This window comes from Paenibacillus sp. 23TSA30-6 (assembly GCF_014858585.1).
Taxonomy (GTDB): Bacteria; Bacillota; Bacilli; order Paenibacillales; family Paenibacillaceae; genus Paenibacillus.
The window spans coordinates 36,299-56,712 of record NZ_SLTL01000023.1 but is presented as its reverse complement, the minus strand read 5'-3'; the positions used below and the strand labels follow the sequence as shown (position 1 = coordinate 56,712).

The following is a 20,414-nucleotide window of genomic DNA, read 5'->3' as shown; positions in this document are numbered from 1 at the left end:
CGGTATCTGGAAGAATGATCCGGGCATTTAAAATGGGGGGGATAACGATGAGTTATCAAAAATTGGCAAAGGATATTCTGGATGGCGTAGGAGGAAAAGAGAATGTCAATGCGGTGTGGCATTGTGCCACTAGATTGAGATTTAAATTAAATGATGTGAGTACTGCAGATACCAAAAAGATTGAAAACACAGATGGGGTCATTACCGTCGTCAATAGTGCCGGACAGTATCAGGTGGTTGTTGGTAATTCTGTTGCTCAAGTCTATGATGCACTAACATCATTACCTGGGATGACATTACATGCTTCTACCAACAATGAAAGCGCTTCAGAAAAAAGAGTTGGGAAATTTAATCCTGTCAGTCAGTTGATGGATTTTGTTTCGGCCGTGTTCACGCCATTTCTGGGAGCCTTGGCTGGAGCCGGAATTTTAAAAGGTATTCTGGCTTTATTTATAACAATGAACTGGATATCGACCAACAGTGGTGCATATAAAATATGGAACGCAGCAAGTGATGCCATTTTCTACTATTTGCCGATTTTCTTGGCATTTACTGCGGCCAAGAAGCTGAAAGTCAATCAATTCGTAGCCGTTTCGTTAGCTGGTGCACTCATTCATCCATCTTTAGTAGAGATCGTATCCAATTCACAAACGATTGATTTCTTCGGTATTCCGATTGTTCCAATTACGTATACGGCGTCTGTATTTCCTATTCTGTTATCGATTTGGGGCCTCTCTTACCTGGAACCTGTGCTGAATAAATTCTTTCCGGAATCAATTCGTAACATGTTAACCCCTCTGGTTTCGCTAATGATTATGTTGCCTTTAACTTTGGCTGTAATTGGGCCTGTAGGCACAAAGATCAGTGATCTGTTCGCCATGGTATTGTTAGCAATATACGGTTTTTCGCCGTTATTCGCTGGGTTAGTGTTAGGGGCTTTCCATCAATCGATCGTTATTTTCGGAATCCATTGGGCGTTGATTACGCTAATGATAAACAATGTTGCTAATCAAGGATACGACCAATGGCTACCTATCGTATGTGCAGCCGTACTTTCCCAAGCTGGTGCTGCTCTAGGCGTATTTTTGAAAACCAAGGATGCCAAAATCAAAGGCCTATCGGGTTCTGCAGCGATCACAGCCATTTTTGGTATCACTGAACCGGCAATTTACGGCGTAACCCTTAAGTTAAAGCGTCCATTCTACTGTGCAATGATCGCTGCCGGTATTGGAGGCGCTGTCATTGGGTCGTTTGAAGTACATGCATCCACTTTCACATTTCCTAGCTTGTTGGCAATTCCAACGTATTTAGGACAAGGTTTTATTGGAGAAGTCATCGGATTGATTATTGCATTCTTTGGAGCAGTCATTTTAACGTATTTCTTCGGTGTATCTAACAAGTCTGGGACGAATTCCATAAGCGTTCAAGCAAATCCAAACGACGTTGTGGTACCTGTGGATGGCCAAATTGTTCCTTTAAGCAGTGTAAGCGATGAGGTGTTTGCTTCTGAAGCGATGGGTAAAGGAGCAGGGATTATTCCAATAAGCGGAATTGTTACAGCTCCGGTAAACGGAACGGTAAGCAGCGTGTACAAAACCGGGCATGCGATCGGCATTGTATCTGATTCCGGTGTGGAACTTTTGATCCATATCGGTATTAATACCGTGAAATTAAAGGGACAACACTTCAAACCCTTGGTTAAGGAAAATGACAGAATTACAATTGGTGACAAATTAGTTGAGTTTGACTTAGAGCAAATCAAGGCTGCAGGTTATGATCCTACGGTAATGGTTATTGTTACGAATTCATTTAATTATGATCAAGTGCATGTGAATCTGGAGGATCCAAATTCAAAACAGTTATTACATGTGATTCCTGCAGAACCTGGGAATTCGTCTTCGAATCCAGTTTAACACAAGACAGCATGGATTTGATTTTGAAAGTAAATTGAAAAAACGTATAACAACCAGCTATAGCTATTATAGCTGGTTGTTTTTCTAGTAGATAGTTCTGTTGCTAACAAAGAAAAGGATTGAGATATTACGAATGCTTGGGTAGTTCAGTAAAGTATTGGACAATAAAGTCTCGAAATAGCCTTATCGACTTCTAGAGGTAATGAGTCTGCTTCCAGGACAATGTAATTCAAAGCCTCTTGGAACACGTTGATCCAGAACAAAAAAGAAACCCACAATTGTATCAGGCCTTGTGGGAACAGGGAAATCAATCAAACGGGAACTTTTCATCTGTAAATGAACAGCGTGCCAACAATGTAGGAGACATGCCTCAAAGCCGTGGTAGAGCCTGGTTTACACCTTTAATCGGAAAAGTTACATCTGTTGAAGAAGGATCTTGTCTAATCTTAATTACAAAGTATGCTCCAGCAAATAACATGCTACTTGTCATGAACATAATTGTCAAAACAGGCAAAATGGATACTCCGTAAAGTAAAGCTTGTTTCGAGGAAAGGTCTGTGAAACTATAAACAAGATGGCCAGTATGCCCCATTGCCAGCCTTGATACTGTCCTACTTGCAGATATTGCTTGTATCTAACGACGATAAGAGAGAGGATACTGTTGCAGAATCCGACTAGCTGCACTAAAGTAAGCGTCTCTTCCCAAAGCAAAGCAGCTAGCAGGACAACAAGCACAGGCGTTAGTCCCGAAAAAAATGCTATGACTGAAGCTCGACCAACAGCATAACCTTTGTATAGGAACGTATTGGCCATAAAAGAGAAAATACCCATTAATAAACCGAGCCAGGCCTCACAACTCCAAGTTTGATTTGCGTACAGATTCATTATTAACGCTAGAATTGTACTGGATACATACACCCCAACAAACAGCAGATTCCGATCAATAGACCGTTGAGACGTCCATTGATAGAGGATGCCGCGTAAGCCAAAGAAAAAAGCAGCGCCAATTGCAAATGTGAACCACATCTGTTGTTCCTCCAACACTCATAACGAAAAATTTTACAGCAAACGTGCTTAGTAGTCTCCCCTTCGAAAAGGTATTAGCCGAATGGGGAACAGGATGTTTCTGTAGACTGAATATCCTTTAGTATAAATTCCAAGTGTTCTCTAGCCGATTGATTCAATGGTTGTAAGGGCAAAGGAAGACTGGGACTTGAGATCAAGCCACTTATTTCTGCTGCTGCTGAAACGACACGAAGGCTACCATATTGATGAAATAACGTCCAAATCGGTTCAAGTAGCGCCGAGAGTCGTTTCGCTTTGTCAGCAAAACCGGCCTGGGCCAAACGGGTCATTTTTAGGCACGCATTTGGAAACAAACCACCGAGAACTGAGTACCATGCTTCACAGCCTGCATTCAAGCCAGTAACTGCAAATGAATCTCCACTTACCCCTATAGTTACATGTGGAGGAATGGCCGTTCGTAGTTTTCTAATGCGTGCCTTGGCTGCTTCAGGATCAGAAGGTACTCCAGGAATCTTGATAGAACGAACGTTAGGCAGCTCAGCAATCCGACCGTGCAACTCATCACTGAAATGAAAATGCGAGGTACTCGGATTATCATATACACAAAGTGGAATGGAGAGTGAACTGGTCACCTGTTCATAGAGTGAAAATACTTCTTCATTCGTTAGTGTTTGATAGGAGACAGGGGCTAGCAACACTGCGCTTGCTCCTGCTCTTTGTGCATCTTCCGCTAATCGAAGTACTTCAGAAGTACGAATCGCACTTATACTTGTCATTACGGGAATCCCCTCAGCTGAACGGACAGCAAGTCGAAGCACACGTAAACGTTCTTCTCGATTAAAATATGCATAATTTCCAGTTGAACCCAATGCACCAATTGAGTCTACACCAGCTGCAACTAATCGTTGAATCAGTGTCACAAATGCTTTTTCGTTAATACCTGTCTCGTTAACTGGGGTGAGTGGAAAAGCAGATAATCCATGGAACATAAAGCTACACTCCTTTATTAATTGACCTTCAAAATACAAACACATTATAAAAATGAATTAGACACAATTAAAGTACCAATTGAGAGATAAATAATAGTACCAATTCTTCTAGAGAAACTTAAGATCGAAATAAAGAAATATGAGCATCAAGCTTCAGTGTCAACTTGGAAAAAAATGAGGTTCAATACACAGGAAATTTCCTCTGCCGTAGGTCTGGAACTAAGTACAAAGTACAATTCTGTATCGAAATCAACGTTATAATATTACATCTTTTAACGGATCAGGTTAGTTGAACAAGAAAGATAAAAAGCATTCTATATAGAATGCTCAGGCTGTCGAGAAAGTCTCGACAGCCTTCTTTATGTTCACATATTTCAAAACGACACCACGTTAATGTTGTATACTATAAATAACTACTTATAACGGATGGTGTTTTGAATGCTGAGATCTAACCGAGAAAAACAGCAAAGCTACGAGTTTGTGTCCATCGAAGAGTTGGTTCCGCAAGATCATTTGTTGCGGAAGGTGGACAAGTATATTGACTTCTCCTTTATTGAAGATAAGGTTCGTCCTTTATATTGCTCAGATCACGGGCGTCCGGCTATTCATCCGGTCGTTCTGTTTAAGATGATTTTTCTCGGTTATTTTTACGGCATTCGCTCGGAACGCCAGTTGGAGCGCGAGATTCAAACCAATTTGGCTTACCGCTGGTTTTTAGGTCTTGGTCTAACGGATAAAGTCCCAGATCATTCTACAATTAGCTGGAACCGGCGGACTCGGTTTAAGGATACCGACATTTTTCAAGACATTTTTGACGGAATTGTCCTCCAAGCGATTTCACACAAAATGGTGGGCGGGCGCGTACTCATTACGGATTCGACCCACGTAAAAGCCAATGCTAACAAGCACCACTATACGAAACAGGAAGTCTTGCAGAACACCAAGGACTACATTGACGAACTCAATGAAGCTGTGGCGGAGGACCGAAAAGCGCATGGAAAAAAGTCCTGAAAGCACGAGAGGATGTGAGTGAAACCAAGGAAATTAAAGTGAGCACCACCGACCCGGATAGCGGCTATATGATTCGTGACGGCAAACCGGAGGGATTTTTTTATCTCGATCACCGGACGGTAGATCTTAAATACAATCTAATTACCGATGTCCACGTCACACCGGGAAATGTCCATGATTCGGTACCGTATTTGTCCCGATTAGACCGTCAAAGAGAACGTTTTGGATTTAAGGTTGAAGCTGTTGCCCTGGATTCCGGTTACTTAACAACACCGATTTGCCGAGGTTTACAAAAACGAAAGATATTTGCCGTTATTGCTCACCCGAGATTTCACCCTAAGCAAGGTTTGTTTGCCAAGTGGAAGTTTACATACGACGCCGAGAGTAACTCCTATATCTGTCCGGAGAAACACCGTCTGACGTACCGGACAACCGACCGGAAAGGTTACCGACAATATGCATCAGACCCAGAGCATTGCAGGACTTGCCCAATGCTCGCGCAATGCACCCATTCCAAGAACCACCGAAAGGTTTTGACCCGGCATGTCTGGGAAGACTGCAAAGATTGGGTGCGGAACAACCGGCTAAGCCGGGATGGCAAGCAGCTGTACCGAAAACGAAAAGAAACAATTGAGCGAAGCTTCGCGGATGTCAAAGAGCTCCATGGGTTTCGCTATTGCCGTTTGCGCGGATTGGCTAACGTCAAGGAACAAGCACTGATGACGGCCGCCGTGCAGAACATGAAGAAGATGGCGATCCACCTGGATCGCCTGGAAACGAGGGGGTAATCCCCTCCCTTTTGGGTTTTCAAGCAACTACGAATGGAAAAGAGAGAAACCCAACGTCTCAAAGACGTGGGTTTCTCGACACTCTGAGCATTCTATATAGAATGCTTTTTATCTTTCTCATGATTTGGTGATGTATCAGAGTGTGTTAATATGCGGTCAAGTACTTTTTCAGTAAGTGGCATAAAGTAATTGAGTATTAGCCCCCCTAAACAAACGGTTAACAAAGTTCCAATGCCAATGGGTCCATTTAAAATGGCTGCTATGATCAAGAATATAAGGTAGATGAATGTTCTCGAAAAAAATAGATTTGTTCTAGTTAATTCTTGTATGATTAATGTTAACCGGTCAACTGGAATGGGTGCAAAATTTGTCTGTAAATATGTTGCAGTTCCTAATCCTACAACAACTAAACCAATTCCAAAACAAACAACTTTGCTGTACCATAGTTCAGGTGTTATCAAATTTTGCAATAAAAAAAGCCACATATCAATACCAATACCCGTTATAAATGCTGTTAACAACCCTAAAAATTCTGGTCTTTGTCTTTTTAAAAGTGAATTACAACATATCAATATTATAGCTATTATGATTTCCCAACTTCCCACAGTAAGCCCCACATTTATGGACAGTCCTACCAAAAGTGCATCAAAAGGTGAAGTCCCAAGGTCTGATTGTATAGTGAACGAAATACCAAGGGATAATATAAAAATTCCTAACACAAAAAAAACATATTTCACTTTACTCGACCTCTTTATCATAATTTCATATTGCAAATGCAACAAAATTAGGGTAAATTTAATATATACCATTTTTATTGCATTTGCAACAAAATAGGTGCAAAGGAGTTAACTATGAAGAAAGTACTTCGTGAAATTGGAATGATCGCAAGGGCATTAGATTCTATAAGTAATATAGAATTTAAAGAATATGATCTTACAAAAGGGCAGTATTTGTACCTTGTGCGAATATGTGAAAACCCAGGAATCATTCAAGAAAAGTTAGCTGAGATGATAAAAGTAGATCGAACAACTGCATCTCGTGCTATAAAAAAACTTGTAATTAATGGCTTTATTGAAAAGAAAGAAGATAATCATAACCAAAAAATTAAAAAACTCTTTCCAACAGAGAAAGGGAACAATGTTTATCCTTTTATAAAAAGAGAAAATGATTATTCCAATAACGTTGCATTAGAGGGATTTTCGGAAAGAGAAGTAGAAACCATTTTCAATCTTCTTCAAAGAGTAAGAGAAAATATAGGGGAAGACTGGGAACTTGTAAAAAAGGGGAACAAGAGAAATTATTGATTCACATGAAGGAGCGATACATTAGAGTGACTGTAAAAATAATAAAGTGCAGCCGTGAAGATTTACAAATACTCCAAGAAATAAGTATTGAAACATTCAACGATACTTTTAAAGATCAGAATTCACCTGAAAATATGAAAGCTTATCTAGAAAGAGCATTTAACTTTAAACAGTTGGAGGAGGAATTGTCCAACGATTCTTCAGAAATCTTTTTCATTTATTTCAATGAAGAACTTGCTGGATATTTAAAGGTAAATATGAATGAGGCCCAATCCGAAAAAATGGGTGATGAGTCGCTCGAAATAGAGAGGATTTATATAAAAAACAAATCTCAAAAACATGGGCTTGGTAAACATCTGCTAAATAAAGCTATGGAAATTGCGATGGAACATAATAAAAAGATAATCTGGCTTGGCGTATGGGAAAAAAATGAAAACGCCATTGCTTTTTATAAGAAAATGGGATTTGTTCAAACTGGCGCACACTCTTTTTATATGGGTGATGAAGAACAAATTGATTTCATAATGACCAAAACAATGATATAAGTTTAGGATGATATACGAATCCTTATTAATTTTTATATTGTAATTTATTAACGAATGTGTATAATATTAACTATAATGAATTCAAAAATGTTTTCTAGGGTTCCGCGATGTAATATCGGCTGGTCCGAGAGAAAACTCACAGTCGTCGTACTGTGCCACGGAGGGATAAAAGCCTGGGAGAAAAACTGCTGTATGCAGTATTCTCTCAGGCTTTTTTTATTGCTGCTTTAAATCCATACTATATAGCAGCATTATCAAAAAGGAGGAAGCACAGAATGAACAAGACATGGTTATCTGTTGTAATTGCGGCATTATTTGAAGTTGGATGGGTCATCGGCCTGAAACATGCCAGTGGATGGTTAGAGTGGGGAGGCACTTTAGTTGCCATTTTAGTAAGTTTCATACTCATGATTATGGCTTCCCGTACGATTCCGGTAGGAACAGTCTATGCAGTGTTTGTCGGTTTGGGAACGGCCGGCACTGTATTGGGAGAAATTTTGTTGTTTGGTGCCGAGGTACAGGGATCTAAATTGATGCTGATCGGGGTGCTTCTGCTCGGAGTTATAGGGCTCAAAATACAGAGCAAAGAGAAGAAACAAGGAAAAGAGGTGCACTGACGTATGAACTGGGTATTTCTAATTTTGGCAGGCGTATTTGAGATGATGGGAGTTCTCATGATTAATAAGCTCCATAAAGACCGGAATTTCCTGTCCACTTGCTACTTGCTTGGAGGCTTTGGATTGAGCTTTTTGTTTCTAACCCTGGCCATGGAAACACTACCAATGGGAACGGCCTACGCTGTCTGGACCGGTATTGGAGCTTCGGGCGGGGCCATATTGGGCATGATCTTTTACGGTGAACCGCGTAATACCGCGAGAATTCTGTTCATCGTGATGGTACTCGGTTCAGCAGTTGGTTTAAAGCTGGTAAGCTGAATAATGATGGTATTAGATAAATTGGTCATTTCAGAATAGCAGCGAACTATCTGAATGCTCATGGACTGCAACGACATGGTTTGCTGTAGGGTCGCTAGAAATCACTTCAGATCCTTCTGGAATAATTCTGGAATATGAGAAAGATGAATTAATAAAAGAATTAACAATAATGCGCAGAACTGATGGAGCTTACTCCCTGTCATCTCTTTCTTCTTACACAGCGGATCGCCGATTGGATGCGGAGTTGGGTCGGATTGAGCGTTGTCCCATATGGAGGTTCGTATCAATTTGCGCCTGATATCGGCAAGAACGCTGATTTGGGTTTCGTTTGGTCCGATCGCTCTGTATTTCTTGAGCGGAACCAAGATATGCATCGTTAATTATTGGGGAACATACTGGGCATCAACATCGAAACGGATATGCACTGTAAGCTGTTTTCACATATTCCAAAGCTGTCGTTCCGTTTTTTTACAACACGAAAACCAGCATCTGGTCGCTGTCTGACGAACGACATGAATATGATCGGCGAGCAGGGCGTGAAGCTGTCCGGCGGACAAAGGCAGTGGCTGGTGATCGCCCGCATGTTTCTGAGAACCTGATCCGCGATGAAGCGACCACGGCACTGGTCAGGAGACTAAAACATGGTCCCATTCAAAGTCGGGTACATGAACGCATCCGTTTTACTTGTCTGATTACACCGTCCATATCTTGTAATGACAAGTCCACCTTTGCCGTAAAGGACAAGAACTTGGTACTATTGCCGATTTGATGATTGCCTAATCACTTTTTATATGACGGATTGCTAAACCAAGTGAGAGAGTTCCCTTGAGAAAGATTCATGAGCGGTATTCCAACCCAGACATTTTCGGGGGCGATAGTTGATTAAAGGAAGCGAACGCTCTAATCCGAGGGTTACACCTTCATGGATCGAGGTGAAGATCATGTTTTGATTGCTCCCAAAGTCAATCTCATGACGATTAATCATTCAGTCACCCCTCAAAAAGAAGATTGATCGTTTCAAATCCTATTGTCATTAAAAAAGAGCATAAATTGGTTAAGGCAACCATCATACCGGCTGTAACAGTCGGTGAGAATTCCATTATAACGGCAGGAGCGTTAGTACAAAAAATGTACCTGCAAAAGTGATAAAAACAATAGTTGAATAACCACTTGACCAAAATCCTAAAGTCTACAGACTTAAGCTTTTTTATGAGTGTTAGTATGATGTTATTAACTAGTAATAAATTTCCCGATTCTATTGTTTTTATGAATTTTTTCCGTACCAGCATCAAGGGCAGTCTTGTAATAGGAACGTTTGTGTTCAATGACTTCCATGGTCTTTTTTAGTTCTTCCATTTGTGCTTCTACACTAGCTTTACGTTCTGTAAACATGTCATATCTTTCCTGTAAGGTGGAATCGCCCTCGGAACACCACTCAATGAAATCTTTGATATCCTTGATCGGCATCCCGGTAGATTTCAGGCATTGAATGATCTTTAAAAAGTCGATATCTGATTCTTTAAATATTCGAGTTCCGCTAGGGGTACGTTCTACAAAAGGAATGAGTCCTTCCTTGTCGTAGTAACGCAAGGTATACACTGTGAGATCCAGTTCCTTTGCAACTTCGCTGATAGAATACGACATTCATTTTCCCCTTTTCTTATTGGCATAGACTTCGAGTTAACTCTAGGATATGTGGGAATTCTACCATGCTGTATGCGGGATGTCAAAGTTAACATAAACATGTTGCAATATAGACGTTTCATTTTTAAGCTTCTTAAGAACATCAATTTTCCAAAGATATTTGACCTAGAGTTAACTAGAGGGATTAAGATGGTTTTACAAGAGAAAAAGTAGGGATGAATTCAATGAAATTCAAGTCGAGTCTTGCACTTGTACCCTATGAGCGTAATTCTCTTGGAAAATGATAACCTTAGGAGGTTTTATTATGATAACTGCTAAAGCACGAGCTGTTGACGGTCCGGACCAATCGTTCCGGGCGACTGAGATTAAACGACGTGATCTTGATTCGTATGATGTCCTGATCGAAATTAAATATGCTGGCATATGCCACTCTGACATCCATACTGCTCACGGCGAATGGGGCCCAGTAAACTATCCCCTCGTACCTGGACATGAGATCGCAGGAATTGTCACAGATGTAGGAGCCGAAGTTTCAAAGTACAAGGTTGGTGACCGAGTAGGAGTCGGATGCATGGTTGACTCCTGTGGCGAATGTGAAAACTGCCGCCAAGGAGAAGAGCAGTACTGTCTCAAAGGAAATATTCCTACCTACGCGGGTGTTGACAAGTACGGCGAACCTACGCAAGGCGGGTATTCCACCCACATTGTCGTAACGGAAGACTTCATCGTCCGAATTCCTGACAACATCGAGCTTGATGTCGCTGCACCTCTACTTTGCGCAGGTATTACAACATACTCGCCGCTAAATCATTGGGGAGCTGAACCAGGTAAGAAAGTAGCGGTTGTGGGTATGGGTGGTCTTGGTCACATGGCTGTCAAAATTGCACATGCAATGGGTGCAGAGGTAACTGTTCTGTCACAGTCATTGAAGAAAAAGGATGATGGCTTTCAATTCGGGGCAGATAACTACTACGCTACAAGCGAACCAGAAACTTTCGAAAAACTCGCTGGGTCCTTTGATTTGATTATTAACACAGTAAGTGCGAATATCGACATCAATGCATATTTCGCACTGCTCACTCTGGATGGCACTCTGGTTAACGTGGGTGCTCCTGGGGAGCCGTTGTCAGTAAACGTGATGTCTCTCATCGGTCACCGTCGTTCGTTTGCAGGTTCAATGATCGGAGGCATCCGTGAGACTCAGGAAATGCTGGAATTCTGTGCAAAACATAGCATCGTTCCTCAGATCGAAGTCATTTCAGCTGACCAAATTGACGAAGCCTACAAACGCGTGTTAGCTTCAGATGTGAAGTACAGATTCGTGATTGACACTAGCACAATATGAGTTGTGTTGATAAGTTCTATAATTGATTTTAGTGAAGTTGTCTCAAAACAAAAGTTTTTGAGACAACTTCACTTTATTCTATCTATGATCTTATCAAATCTTTGATGCTGTTGAGGGACAAAATCATGGTACCATTGAAAGTCATTAATTTAGTGTCTTCTCGTATTATCGGGTTAGCCAGAATCTTCTGGTTGGCCTTTTTTATCGTCGTTTTACGATAGGGTGCCGAGAAAACGTGGTGGCTTTAGGGGCAGTGATCCCGTAACAAAAACAGTTCTCCTACAACCCTCCAAAAGACCATATTTCAGCTGGTAGGGGCTGGTGGCCCCGCATCACAAGCCAAGCTACGGGTTTGGAACCATCGTGGTGGTTATGACTAAGTTATGAAATAAACGTAAGCTACAGACTATCCACTTGGTTAAACGTCACTGTCAATGCTAAGCAATATCTCGGAAAAATCTAATGATGAACTCGAAGAACGATTTCTCTATATCGGTGTGCAGTTCCCCAGTAGGCCAGGACAGATAGATCGTTCGCATACATCGAGGCTCGCTGATTGGAAGCAGTTTGATGCCTTCGGTTACGACGTTCCTCCACAGGATAGAAGGAATAAAGGAGATGCCAAGTCCTGTCTGAATCAACCCTCTTACCGTAGCCGGATCATCACTTTCAAAGACGATGTCCGGTTCATAAGGGATGTGAGTAAAAAAGCGGTCTGTTGTCTTCCTAAGCGAATTGCCAGGTGTAAGGCTGATAAACTTCTCATGCTCTAGATCTTTCAGGAATACGGTGTCCTGAAAACTCAGAGGGTGAGATGTGGGTACGCCAAGCAAAATTTCCTCCTCCAGCAGGATCGCATGCTCGTTGTCCGTCAACTCTTCGGACGTAATCGCAAAATCGTACGCTAGTCCTTTCTTCATCTTCGCAGGGTGCTGGGTCAGGTTGAATCTAATTTGAGGGTAGAGATCGCGAAACTTACCGACAATCTTGGGCAATAGCATAGAGCCGACGGCTACGTATAACGTGATGACCTCTACCTTTTCATTTTTCATTTCTTTGACTTCGGATATGCCTTGCTCTAGCGCTGATAGCGACTGGTTTACTCTCTTTAGGAATTTTTTCCCATATTCATTCAGCACGATATGTTTTCCTTCGCGGTCAAATAGCTGCACACCCAATTCCGTCTCCAGGTTTCTAATCATTTTACTTAAGGCAGGCTGTGAGATAAACAGCTCGTTCGCGGCACGTGTGACATGCTCATACTTGGAGGTGACTTGAAAATACCTAAGCTGCAAATAATCCATAGTGAAGTAATCCCCTTTATAACCATTAAGTTATCGATCATATGTGAATATATATATTTTACAGGTATTTGCTCACTTATTACAATTGACAATGTAAAGAAAATGAATCCGCTAAAGGTGGTGAGATTCTGAACATCGTTTTTACATTTCCCGGCCAGGGGTCACAGGTTCCTGGAATGCTCCAAGATGTGCCCGAGTATGTGAAAAAGGCAACAAGTATCATCGAAACTGAACTGCGTGATGATGAGGAGGCTATGGGCTCAACGGTCTGGATTCAGATTGCACTCTTCGTTAAGGAGACGGCAATAGCCTATCGGTTGATCGAGCAGGGTATCCGGCCCCAATTCGTGGCAGGGCATTCCATTGGTGCATTTCCTGCGGCGGTCATCGCGGGAGTTCTTTCGTTCGAGGATGCGCTTCGGATCGTGTGGCTCCGTGCCCGGTTGATGGAAGAAGCTTTCCCTGAGGGCTATGGAATGGGTGCGATTATCGGACTTACGAAGACAGAGGTTCAACAAGTCGTGGATCTTTCTCATAGCGAGGCGACGCCTGTCTACCTCTCGAATATGAACGCAGAGCAGCAAATCGTCGTATCCGGTTCATTGGAAGGGATAAATAAAGCTTTTATGCATGTGAAGGAGTTTGGGGCCGCTAAGACAGTGCTTCTAAAGGTTCCGATTCCTTCACACTCCCCGCTGATGTCAGAGGTAGCCAAGAAACTATTGGAGCAAATACACACTTTTCCTTTGCAGGATGCCCAGATTCCATATTTGGTGAATCATACGGGCAGAAAGACGACAGCCAGGGAAAAAATTGTGAAGGACCTTGCCCTAAACGTAGCTTATCCCGTCCTGTGGATGGATATGGCGGCTGTCTGTGTAGAATCGGGAGCTGACTGTTTCATCGAGATGCCTCCGGGTCAGACTCTTTCTGTACTCGTCAAGCAGGCCCACAAGGATACCCGGCAAATAGCCGTGGACGAGATTGGTCTGGAAGCGACCCAGTATCTGATTAGAAAATGGAAGGAGCAAGAAGAATGAATAAGGTGCTGCGTTCCTGGTCACAGAATCGTGACAAAAAACGGGAAAAGCTAGAAAAGGTGAGCAAATGGCTGGATGGAAAATACGTTGACTCATCCCGGATCGTCGATCTGCTGGAGACATTGATCGCGCCAGGTGCGAAGGTCGTCTTGGAGGGGGATAACCAGAAGCAGGCGTCCTATCTGTCCCAAAAGCTGCTGGAGGTCGATCCAGGCAAGGTGCATGACCTGCACATGATTATGTCCAGCATTTCAAGACCTGAGCATTTGGATATTTTCGAGAGAGGCATTGCCGGGAAGTTGGATTTTTCCTATAGTGGCTCCCAGAGCTTGCGTGTCGCACAAATGATTGATGACGGAACGCTGAAGCTCGGCGACATCCATACGTATTTGGAATTATTCGGTCGTCTCTTCATTGACCTTATACCAGATGTAGTGCTTGTAGCGGCGGACAAATCGGATCGTGAGGGCAATCTGTATACAGGAAACAACACAGAAGAAACTCCAACGATCGTTGAGGCGGCGGCTTTTAAGGATGGCATTGTAATCGTACAGGTCAACGAAATTGTGGACGTGCTGCCGAGAACGGATATTCCGGCGTCCTGGGTTGACGTGATCGTACAAGCTGACAGACCTTATGCGCTGGAAGCACTCTTTACCCGCGATCCGCAAAACATTACAGAGCTGCAAATCCTGATGGGCATGATGGCGATCAAGGGCATTTATGGAAAGCATCAGGTTCAGTCGCTTAATCATGGTATCGGCTTTAATACTGCAGCGATTGAGCTTTTGCTGCCGACCTATGGCGAGCAGCTCGGCTTGAAAGGGAAAATTGCCAAGCATTGGGCCCTAAATCCGCATCCAACCTTGATTCCGGCGATTGAATCCGGTTGGGTTGAAAGCATTCATAGCTTTGGAGGCGAGGTTGGCATGGAGAAATACATTGCCGCTCGCTCGGATGTGTTCTTCGTCGGCAAGGATGGGTCTATGCGCTCCAACCGGGCGATGTGTCAGGTTGCTGGCCAATTTGCAGTGGACATGTTTATCGGATCGACGTTACAGATGGACGGCGAAGGCAATTCGTCTACTGTTACTTCCGGCAGACTGTCCGGCTTTGGAGGAGCGCCGAATATGGGACATGATCCCCGTGGTCGGCGACATGCGACTCCTGCCTGGCTTGACATGATTGAGCGTCCGACGGAACTCTCCAAAGGACGCAAGCTGGTCGTGCAGATGGTTGAAACCTATGGTGCCAACAAAAAGCCAGTATTCGTCGATTCGCTCGATGCCATCAAGGTGAAGGATGAATCTGGCCTCGCCACTACTCCAGTCATGATTTATGGGGATGATGTCACCCACGTCCTCACAGAGGAAGGTATTGCATATCTCTACAAAACAGACAGCATTGAGGAGAGAACGAAGGCACTAGCGGCGATAGCAGGCGTAACGCCATTGGGTATGGAAAGCCATGAGAGCGATGTAAGCTTGCTGCGTGACAGAGGAATTGTGGCCTACCCTGAGGATCTTGGGATCATGCGTAGACAAGCTAAGCGCTCGCTGCTGGCTGCGCAGACGATTAACGATCTCGTGGATTGGTCAGAGGGGTTATATGATCCGCCTGCTAAATTCCGGAGCTGGTCTTAAAGCCATGCTCGCGACCAAACATACAGCTCTTGCGGTTTCCCTGGCTGCCAAGGCTGTAAAGGCACTGATGGAAGAGGCTTTGCTTACGCCCAAGCCTGGGCTTGTGGATGCCAGGGACAATGGCTCTCATAGCGACATGTCCATTGATTTGATGCTTGGATCCGCGAGATCATTGGAGAATACATTTCGGGAAATAGCCAATGTGTCCTACCAACATCCGGTGAACCAGACATTGCGCGAGAAAATTGCTCAAATCGGGAGAGATGGCGAGAAAGTGATGCTCCGTGCAACCAATGGAGTGAATACACATAAGGGGGGCATTTGGGCCCTTGGCCTTCTAGTGAGTGCACGGGCAGCCTTGCCCGAAGAACAGGACCCATTACAAATTATGAGCATTGCAGGAAGAATCGCGTCGTTCCATGACCGGTATCGCCCTGTGCAGCAGACGAATGGACAATCGGTGAAGAAGAGATACGCGGTAATGGGAGCAGAGGAAGAGGCGAGGCTCGGTTTTCCGCACATCCGTGATAATGCCCTGCCCACTTTGCTGCACGCCAGAGCTTGTGGCAAGACGGAGGAGGAAGCACGCATCGAGGCATTATTGGCTTTGATGGCAAGTGTGGACGATACCTGCATCCTACATCGCGGCCATTGGTCAGACCTGATAACGATCAAGCGAATGTCCGGTGCCTTCCTTGCTGCAGACGGATTCAGAACCCAGTCGGGCAGAAAGCTGTTTTACCGATTGTCCGAGCATTGTAAATTTAGACGGCTCTCACCTGGAGGCAGCGCCGACTTGCTAGCCGCCACATTGTTTCTCATCGATTGATACTTTTACTTGGAGGTGTTCCTGAAGGATGGAAAAATTACAGTTTCAATATCAAACGACGAAGCCCATCCGTAAGCCGGCACATATCGGTGTCGTCGGTTCGGGGGATTTGGAGATTATTGTAGAGCCTGTGGAGGGCCAGACCACCAACGTCAGCATTTTAACAGGCAGTGAAGGGTTTGGACAAGTATGGGAGAATGTGCTGACACGTTTTTTTACCCGTTATCCGATTACTGCCAATATTACGGTTCATGACTTCGGAGCCACTCCGGGGGTAGTAATGCTTAGATTTACGCAAGTGCTGGAGGTGCTTGACTATGCAGAATAGTTTTGTGGAGCTGAATGGACGCGAGAGAGCCAGGGCGCTACTGGACGAGGGGACTTTCAGGGAGTTGCTTGGGCCGTTAGACAAAATCCAATCCCCGCACCTTGAACCGCAAGGTATTGTTCCTCAGAGCGATGACGGAATCATTCTGGCTTTTGGCGAAATACGCAAGCAGAAAGTCTTGATCATTTCGATGGAAGGCGCTTTTCAAGGAGGGGGCATTGGAGAAGTCAGCGGGGCCAAAATTTCCGGAGCGCTCGAACTAGCACTGGAGGCGAATAAGAGCGGAAACAAACTATATCCCATCATGATCTTCGATACAGGGGGTGTTCGGCTACAGGAAGCGAACTATGGGTTGTTGTCGATTTCGGAGATTGCGACACAGATCGTCGGTCTGCGTAAATACGTTCCGGTTATCGGGCTGATCCCAGGCCGCGTAGGGGCATTCGGGGGAATGTCCATTACTGCTGAGTTGTTCACCACTTTGCTTGCTACGAAGAAGGCGCGTCTTGGCCTCAATGGGCCGGAGGTAATCGAACAGGAAGCAGGGGTCATGGAGTTCGATTCCAGCGATAAGGCCTTGATTTGGAACACAATCGGAGCCAACCAGCGCTTCCATACCGGATTGATTGACGAAGTGGTGGAAGATACGACGGATGCAGTTATCGAAGCGATTGATAACGCACTTAAGGCACCTACGAAGCCTGCTAGAACCGAACAAATCGATTTCTATCTGACCCTGCTAAGCGACCTTGATCCTACAGAGTTTTGGACACCTGAGCGCTATCGTGAATTTTACAAGCAGATCCAGCCAGTACAGCAGCCTGTTCCGCTGGCAAGAGAAGGTACATCTGACGCTTCGGATAGCAGAGGTTACTACTGGTTCTCACATTTGACGGGCATAAATCACCCCATCAGTGATGTTCCTTCTGTGCTAGCGACTGATGTGGAGAAGAATGGACAATTGTGTAGATATATTGCGATTGTTCCAGATGCCTCTAACCGTTTTCCGCGTGTCAGAAATGGCGAGGTCGGTATGCGCGAAGCTTGGACAGTGGCCCAAATCGTCAGAGACGCTATTCGTCAGGATGAGCATCAAGCCATCAAACGTCCGATCATCGCTATCATCGACGTACCGAGTCAAGCCTATGGCTATAAGGAGGAATTGGTCGGTATTAGTCTTGCTCTCGCAGCAAGCGCAGACGCTTATGCAACCGCTAGATTAGAAGGACATCCAGTCATCGGTGTAATCGTTGGCAACGCGATTTCTGGAGGGTTCCTTGCACATGGATTGCAATCGAATCGCTTGATCGCACTGGATGACAGCAAGGTCAACATCCAGGCCATGTCCAAGGCTTCTGCTGCCCGAATCACCAAGCGGACGATTGCAGAGCTGGATGAAGCTACCAAGAAAGTCCCAGCCATGGCCTACGATGTGCGCAGCTACAGTACTCTGGGAGCACTATATCAGCTGCTGAGCGGGATCCATGCGGACGATCCACAGAACAGTGATGTAGCCATTGTGGAACGGACCATTTTCGAGGCCATTGAGAGTACGAAAGGAGCGCCTCGTGACCTTAGCTTCCGCTTACAGACGAAGGAAGCTCTGGCAGGCGGACGTACGGCAACTCGGAACGTTCGAAAAGCGCTTTTGGAGCAATGGTAATTCGGCCACATGATCTGATTGAAGTGTCCAATTTGAAATATCTCTCCTTCTACGAAGACAAGGAGTGGGTAACCGCCTCGCTGAGGCGGGCCCCCTTTGTAGTCGTTCGTAGGGCTGAACTGTTAGCGAATGGTTGTATTCCCGTCGGAATACGTGGGCCAGAGCGGAATCAACGGGAAGCGGCCTTCCTTGACCCGGAGGGCGTATGCCAGCTCGTGTCTCCTTATGCGATAGCGGAGCGTCAGATGTGGAGCTCTTTATCTACAACAAGACGGCAACAGCCTGTCCTGCAGGTGATGGATTTATTAGCGGAACTCATGCTGGATTGGCGCTGGGGACCAGTGGGAAGTGCGGGGTTCGAAATAGTGACGCAAGACCACACTGTGAAGGAAACGAGTGATCTTGACCTTGTTTTAGATGGTTCGGAGGTTATTGATTATGCTGCAGCTGAAAGACTTGTGCACAAGTTGGAGCATCTGGATGTTCGAATTGATATTCAATTGGAGACAAGAGACGGTGCCTACGTCCTGCACGAAATTTTTGAGAGACGGGCCAGCACTGTGGTGCTGCGAACTTCTTCGGGCCCCAAGCTCGTCCGTAATCCTTGGCAATAGGAGCTATAATCAACGGCAAAAGGGAGGAATGCACGACCATTTGGCTTCAGGCAAGCTGTCAAAGGGGAAGTGCGTATTATGGAAAACACTGAAGAGCGGAATATTAATATTAATGAGAGCGATATCTTAAAGGTGTTTGCCGTCAGCGGAGCGGTCTTGCAAAGCGTTCTGGGAATGTTTCTGAAGCATGCACACACTAATGATGATCTAGCCTTATTAGGCGTTATTTTCAATATAGTGAAGTATACTGCACCAGTCTTTATTTTTGCCATCGTATATGGGATGGTGAAAAATAATCAGCATACTAAGGTATCCCATTTTTATAAGGAAAAATTCGGTGAGCTCGTGATTCCTTATTTACTGTGGGCATCGGCTGGCTTAATCTTCTTCCCCGAAATTCAGGCTAATCAGCACGTTACATCATTCTGGACGCTCATCGAGTCATTTGTGCTCGGTAATGCATCATCACAGTATTGGTACACCGTGATGATGCTGCAATTTCAATTGCTGATGCCAGTCCTTATTTTCATCTGCTACAAATACCTGGCTAAGCCTAAGCGGGTCATTCCGCTGCTTATTGTGAGCTTCGTGATCTTCGGAGCGTGGCTATGGATGTACGATACCTTCGTATTCCAAGGAGCATATGCGATTAGTCTGCGTTACCTTGACCGCTTTTTCGTCAGTTATTTTATTTATGCTTTACTAGGTGGAATCGCTTGGGTATATAAGGAACAGTTTGACGGAGTGATTCGCCGGATTCAGTTCATACTCATTCCGGTAATGCTGCTTATTCTCATTTGGACAAATCGCGAGTTTTTCAGTTTTGGATTTGAGGATATGTCCTTCGGAAATCTGATTTATCTGAAGCCGTCCATGACCTTGTACAGTCTGTTAGTGATCTTCCTGATATACATGCTGGCCAGACATTTGATCAACCTGAATTCCCGTTCACTTCCATACTATAAATGGCTCTCTACTTACGCGTATCGGGCCTTTACAGCGAACGTGTTCATTCTGGTCATCGTGCTGCGCTTGTTCGGTAATTTGATAGGCCAGCTTCCTTTCTTCGTGGCGCTGCTCTTGGTTTATCTTTCGACTTTAGCATGCTCGTTCGGCGTCGTTTATGCTTTTGCGCAGCTAAAGGTATGGGGTGAGCGGTTATTCTTAAAACAAAAAGGAGCACACAGCATTAATCACTAAGATAGGTGCTTAATACAAATAATTCACGTAACATCGTGTATATGACGCTATAATTTGGGTGTATCTAAGTTATTGATATATAAGACGGCAACCATAAAGGGTATCTCGATGATTGAAGAGATACCTTTTTTGTGTTCCTCCCATTTCATATTGAATGTGTTCATACGGAACGAACATACACTTTCGCGGACCCTGGTTCAGGCTCGGTCGAGAGAATTTTATATTTTTAACAATTGTGTATGCATATTTTTCAGGAAGTATAATTCCATAGAAATCTGTTTGTTGATCAATGA

General features: G+C 44.3%; 22 protein-coding genes, 1 pseudogene and 1 riboswitch. Of the genes and pseudogenes, 16 read left to right on the top strand and 7 right to left on the bottom strand.

The window, feature by feature from the left end:
• Nucleotides 1-47: 47 nt before the first annotated feature.
• Nucleotides 48-1,913 carry a beta-glucoside-specific PTS transporter subunit IIABC gene (locus tag E0698_RS19280; RefSeq protein ID WP_192512612.1) on the top strand — a complete coding sequence of 622 codons (1,866 nt, stop codon included), beginning with the start codon at nt 48-50 and terminating at the stop codon, nt 1,911-1,913.
• 501 nt (nt 1,914-2,414) lie between these two features.
• Here the strand turns inward: E0698_RS19280 and E0698_RS19275 are convergent.
• Both E0698_RS19275 and E0698_RS19270 read right to left on the bottom strand, forming a co-directional pair.
• Nucleotides 2,415-2,939, bottom strand: a complete 525-nt coding sequence (locus tag E0698_RS19275) for an EamA family transporter (protein WP_238354069.1) — start codon at nt 2,937-2,939, stop codon at nt 2,415-2,417.
• Nucleotides 2,940-3,013: 74 nt separating this feature from the next.
• Nucleotides 3,014-3,928, bottom strand: coding sequence for a dihydrodipicolinate synthase family protein (locus E0698_RS19270; protein ID WP_192512611.1), 915 nt, complete (start codon nt 3,926-3,928; stop codon nt 3,014-3,016).
• 438 nt (nt 3,929-4,366) lie between these two features.
• Here E0698_RS19270 and E0698_RS19265 point away from each other — a divergent pair.
• A protein-coding gene (locus tag E0698_RS19265) for an IS1182 family transposase (RefSeq protein ID WP_192512610.1) occupies nt 4,367-5,727 on the top strand; the annotation gives its coding sequence in 2 pieces (ribosomal slippage) (nt 4,367-4,934 and nt 4,934-5,727; 1,362 coding nt in all).
• 92 nt (nt 5,728-5,819) lie between these two features.
• Here E0698_RS19265 and E0698_RS19260 read toward each other — a convergent pair.
• Nucleotides 5,820-6,464: a YitT family protein gene (locus E0698_RS19260; RefSeq protein WP_192512609.1), complete on the bottom strand. Its 645-nt coding sequence runs from the start codon at nt 6,462-6,464 to the stop codon at nt 5,820-5,822.
• Between the two features lie 114 nt (nt 6,465-6,578).
• On the opposite strand from E0698_RS19260, the gene E0698_RS19255 reads away from it, so the two are divergent.
• From E0698_RS19255 to E0698_RS19240, 4 genes are all read left to right on the top strand, one after another.
• Entirely contained in the window at nt 6,579-7,031 is a 453-nt protein-coding gene (locus E0698_RS19255; protein WP_192512608.1) for a MarR family winged helix-turn-helix transcriptional regulator, read from the top strand.
• Between the two features lie 26 nt (nt 7,032-7,057).
• Nucleotides 7,058-7,576, top strand: coding sequence for a GNAT family N-acetyltransferase (locus tag E0698_RS19250; protein WP_192512607.1), 519 nt, complete (start codon nt 7,058-7,060; stop codon nt 7,574-7,576).
• A gap of 83 nt (nt 7,577-7,659) precedes the next feature.
• Nucleotides 7,660-7,758: riboswitch (guanidine-I (ykkC/yxkD leader) on the top strand.
• A gap of 93 nt (nt 7,759-7,851) precedes the next feature.
• A complete protein-coding gene (locus tag E0698_RS19245) occupies nt 7,852-8,193 on the top strand; it encodes a DMT family transporter (RefSeq protein ID WP_192512606.1) in 342 nt (113 codons plus the stop codon).
• Nucleotides 8,194-8,196: 3 nt separating this feature from the next.
• Nucleotides 8,197-8,511, top strand: a complete 315-nt coding sequence (locus E0698_RS19240) for a DMT family transporter (RefSeq protein ID WP_192512605.1) — start codon at nt 8,197-8,199, stop codon at nt 8,509-8,511.
• A 101-nt stretch (nt 8,512-8,612) separates the two neighbouring features.
• Here the strand turns inward: E0698_RS19240 and E0698_RS19235 are convergent, their stop codons facing one another.
• The gene (locus tag E0698_RS19235) at nt 8,613-8,885 is read right to left on the bottom strand and encodes a hypothetical protein (RefSeq protein ID WP_192512635.1); all 273 of its coding nucleotides are present in this window, start codon (nt 8,883-8,885) and stop codon (nt 8,613-8,615) included.
• A 9-nt stretch (nt 8,886-8,894) separates the two neighbouring features.
• Here E0698_RS19235 and E0698_RS19230 point away from each other — a divergent pair, with 9 nt between their 5' ends.
• Both E0698_RS19230 and E0698_RS19225 read left to right on the top strand, forming a co-directional pair.
• Entirely contained in the window at nt 8,895-9,110 is a 216-nt protein-coding gene (locus E0698_RS19230) for a hypothetical protein (RefSeq protein ID WP_192512634.1), read from the top strand.
• Complete coding sequence (locus tag E0698_RS19225) at nt 9,074-9,280, top strand: hypothetical protein (RefSeq protein ID WP_192512633.1); 207 nt, start codon at nt 9,074-9,076, stop codon at nt 9,278-9,280. The genes E0698_RS19230 and E0698_RS19225 overlap by 37 nt, the downstream gene beginning before the upstream one ends.
• A 33-nt stretch (nt 9,281-9,313) precedes the next feature.
• On the opposite strand, the pseudogene E0698_RS27050 reads toward E0698_RS19225, so the two are convergent.
• Nucleotides 9,314-9,415: pseudogene (locus tag E0698_RS27050) on the bottom strand (IS30 family transposase); the annotation flags it as partial.
• A gap of 326 nt (nt 9,416-9,741) precedes the next feature.
• Entirely contained in the window at nt 9,742-10,155 is a 414-nt protein-coding gene (locus E0698_RS19220; RefSeq protein ID WP_192512604.1) for a MerR family transcriptional regulator, read from the bottom strand.
• A 304-nt stretch (nt 10,156-10,459) separates the two neighbouring features.
• Between E0698_RS19220 and E0698_RS19215 the strand changes: the two genes are divergently transcribed.
• On the top strand, nt 10,460-11,500 hold the full coding sequence (locus E0698_RS19215) for an NAD(P)-dependent alcohol dehydrogenase (protein ID WP_192512603.1): 1,041 nt from the start codon (nt 10,460-10,462) through the stop codon (nt 11,498-11,500).
• A 437-nt stretch (nt 11,501-11,937) separates the two neighbouring features.
• Here the strand turns inward: E0698_RS19215 and E0698_RS19210 are convergent, their stop codons facing one another.
• Entirely contained in the window at nt 11,938-12,804 is an 867-nt protein-coding gene (locus E0698_RS19210) for a LysR family transcriptional regulator (RefSeq protein ID WP_192512602.1), read from the bottom strand.
• Nucleotides 12,805-12,929: 125 nt separating this feature from the next.
• On the opposite strand from E0698_RS19210, the gene E0698_RS19205 reads away from it, so the two are divergent.
• The 7 genes from E0698_RS19205 (at nt 12,930) to E0698_RS19175 (ending at nt 20,121) form a co-directional block, all read left to right on the top strand.
• Entirely contained in the window at nt 12,930-13,844 is a 915-nt protein-coding gene (locus tag E0698_RS19205; protein WP_337916353.1) for an ACP S-malonyltransferase, read from the top strand.
• Nucleotides 13,841-15,487 (top strand): malonate decarboxylase subunit alpha, encoded by a 1,647-nt coding sequence (mdcA, locus tag E0698_RS19200; protein WP_192512600.1) that lies wholly within the window; start codon nt 13,841-13,843, stop codon nt 15,485-15,487. Before E0698_RS19205 ends, mdcA begins: the two co-directional genes overlap by 4 nt.
• A gap of 4 nt (nt 15,488-15,491) precedes the next feature.
• Nucleotides 15,492-16,316 carry a triphosphoribosyl-dephospho-CoA synthase gene (locus E0698_RS19195; RefSeq protein WP_192512632.1) on the top strand — a complete coding sequence of 275 codons (825 nt, stop codon included), beginning with the start codon at nt 15,492-15,494 and terminating at the stop codon, nt 16,314-16,316.
• Nucleotides 16,317-16,344: 28 nt separating this feature from the next.
• Entirely contained in the window at nt 16,345-16,644 is a 300-nt protein-coding gene (locus tag E0698_RS19190; RefSeq protein ID WP_192512599.1) for a malonate decarboxylase subunit delta, read from the top strand.
• Nucleotides 16,634-18,307 (top strand): biotin-independent malonate decarboxylase subunit beta, encoded by a 1,674-nt coding sequence (mdcD, locus tag E0698_RS19185; RefSeq protein WP_192512598.1) that lies wholly within the window; start codon nt 16,634-16,636, stop codon nt 18,305-18,307. The genes E0698_RS19190 and mdcD overlap by 11 nt, the downstream gene beginning before the upstream one ends.
• Nucleotides 18,301-18,921 carry a malonate decarboxylase holo-ACP synthase gene (locus tag E0698_RS19180; protein ID WP_192512597.1) on the top strand — a complete coding sequence of 207 codons (621 nt, stop codon included), beginning with the start codon at nt 18,301-18,303 and terminating at the stop codon, nt 18,919-18,921. Before mdcD ends, E0698_RS19180 begins: the two co-directional genes overlap by 7 nt.
• A gap of 78 nt (nt 18,922-18,999) precedes the next feature.
• Nucleotides 19,000-20,121, top strand: coding sequence for an acyltransferase family protein (locus tag E0698_RS19175; RefSeq protein ID WP_192512596.1), 1,122 nt, complete (start codon nt 19,000-19,002; stop codon nt 20,119-20,121).
• The last annotated feature ends 293 nt before the right edge of the window (nt 20,122-20,414 follow it).

What these genes read in the sequence shown, in the direction of transcription:
- E0698_RS19280 (WP_192512612.1), top strand. Translation starts at nt 48, where the DNA reads ATGAGTTATCAAAAATTGGCAAAGGATATTCTGGATGGCGTAGGAGGA.
- mdcA (WP_192512600.1), top strand. Translation starts at nt 13,841, where the DNA reads ATGAATAAGGTGCTGCGTTCCTGGTCACAGAATCGTGACAAAAAACGG.
- E0698_RS19175 (WP_192512596.1), top strand. Translation starts at nt 19,000, where the DNA reads ATGGAAAACACTGAAGAGCGGAATATTAATATTAATGAGAGCGATATC.
- E0698_RS19270 (WP_192512611.1), bottom strand. Translation starts at nt 3,928, where the DNA reads ATGTTCCATGGATTATCTGCTTTTCCACTCACCCCAGTTAACGAGACA.
- E0698_RS19215 (WP_192512603.1), top strand. Translation starts at nt 10,460, where the DNA reads ATGATAACTGCTAAAGCACGAGCTGTTGACGGTCCGGACCAATCGTTC.
- E0698_RS19180 (WP_192512597.1), top strand. Translation starts at nt 18,301, where the DNA reads ATGGTAATTCGGCCACATGATCTGATTGAAGTGTCCAATTTGAAATAT.
- E0698_RS19190 (WP_192512599.1), top strand. Translation starts at nt 16,345, where the DNA reads ATGGAAAAATTACAGTTTCAATATCAAACGACGAAGCCCATCCGTAAG.
- E0698_RS19245 (WP_192512606.1), top strand. Translation starts at nt 7,852, where the DNA reads ATGAACAAGACATGGTTATCTGTTGTAATTGCGGCATTATTTGAAGTT.
- E0698_RS19235 (WP_192512635.1), bottom strand. Translation starts at nt 8,885, where the DNA reads ATGCATATCTTGGTTCCGCTCAAGAAATACAGAGCGATCGGACCAAAC.
- E0698_RS19240 (WP_192512605.1), top strand. Translation starts at nt 8,197, where the DNA reads ATGAACTGGGTATTTCTAATTTTGGCAGGCGTATTTGAGATGATGGGA.
- E0698_RS19210 (WP_192512602.1), bottom strand. Translation starts at nt 12,804, where the DNA reads ATGGATTATTTGCAGCTTAGGTATTTTCAAGTCACCTCCAAGTATGAG.
- E0698_RS19275 (WP_238354069.1), bottom strand. Translation starts at nt 2,939, where the DNA reads ATGTGGTTCACATTTGCAATTGGCGCTGCTTTTTTCTTTGGCTTACGC.
- E0698_RS19220 (WP_192512604.1), bottom strand. Translation starts at nt 10,155, where the DNA reads ATGTCGTATTCTATCAGCGAAGTTGCAAAGGAACTGGATCTCACAGTG.
- E0698_RS19255 (WP_192512608.1), top strand. Translation starts at nt 6,579, where the DNA reads ATGAAGAAAGTACTTCGTGAAATTGGAATGATCGCAAGGGCATTAGAT.
- E0698_RS19195 (WP_192512632.1), top strand. Translation starts at nt 15,492, where the DNA reads ATGCTCGCGACCAAACATACAGCTCTTGCGGTTTCCCTGGCTGCCAAG.
- mdcD (WP_192512598.1), top strand. Translation starts at nt 16,634, where the DNA reads ATGCAGAATAGTTTTGTGGAGCTGAATGGACGCGAGAGAGCCAGGGCG.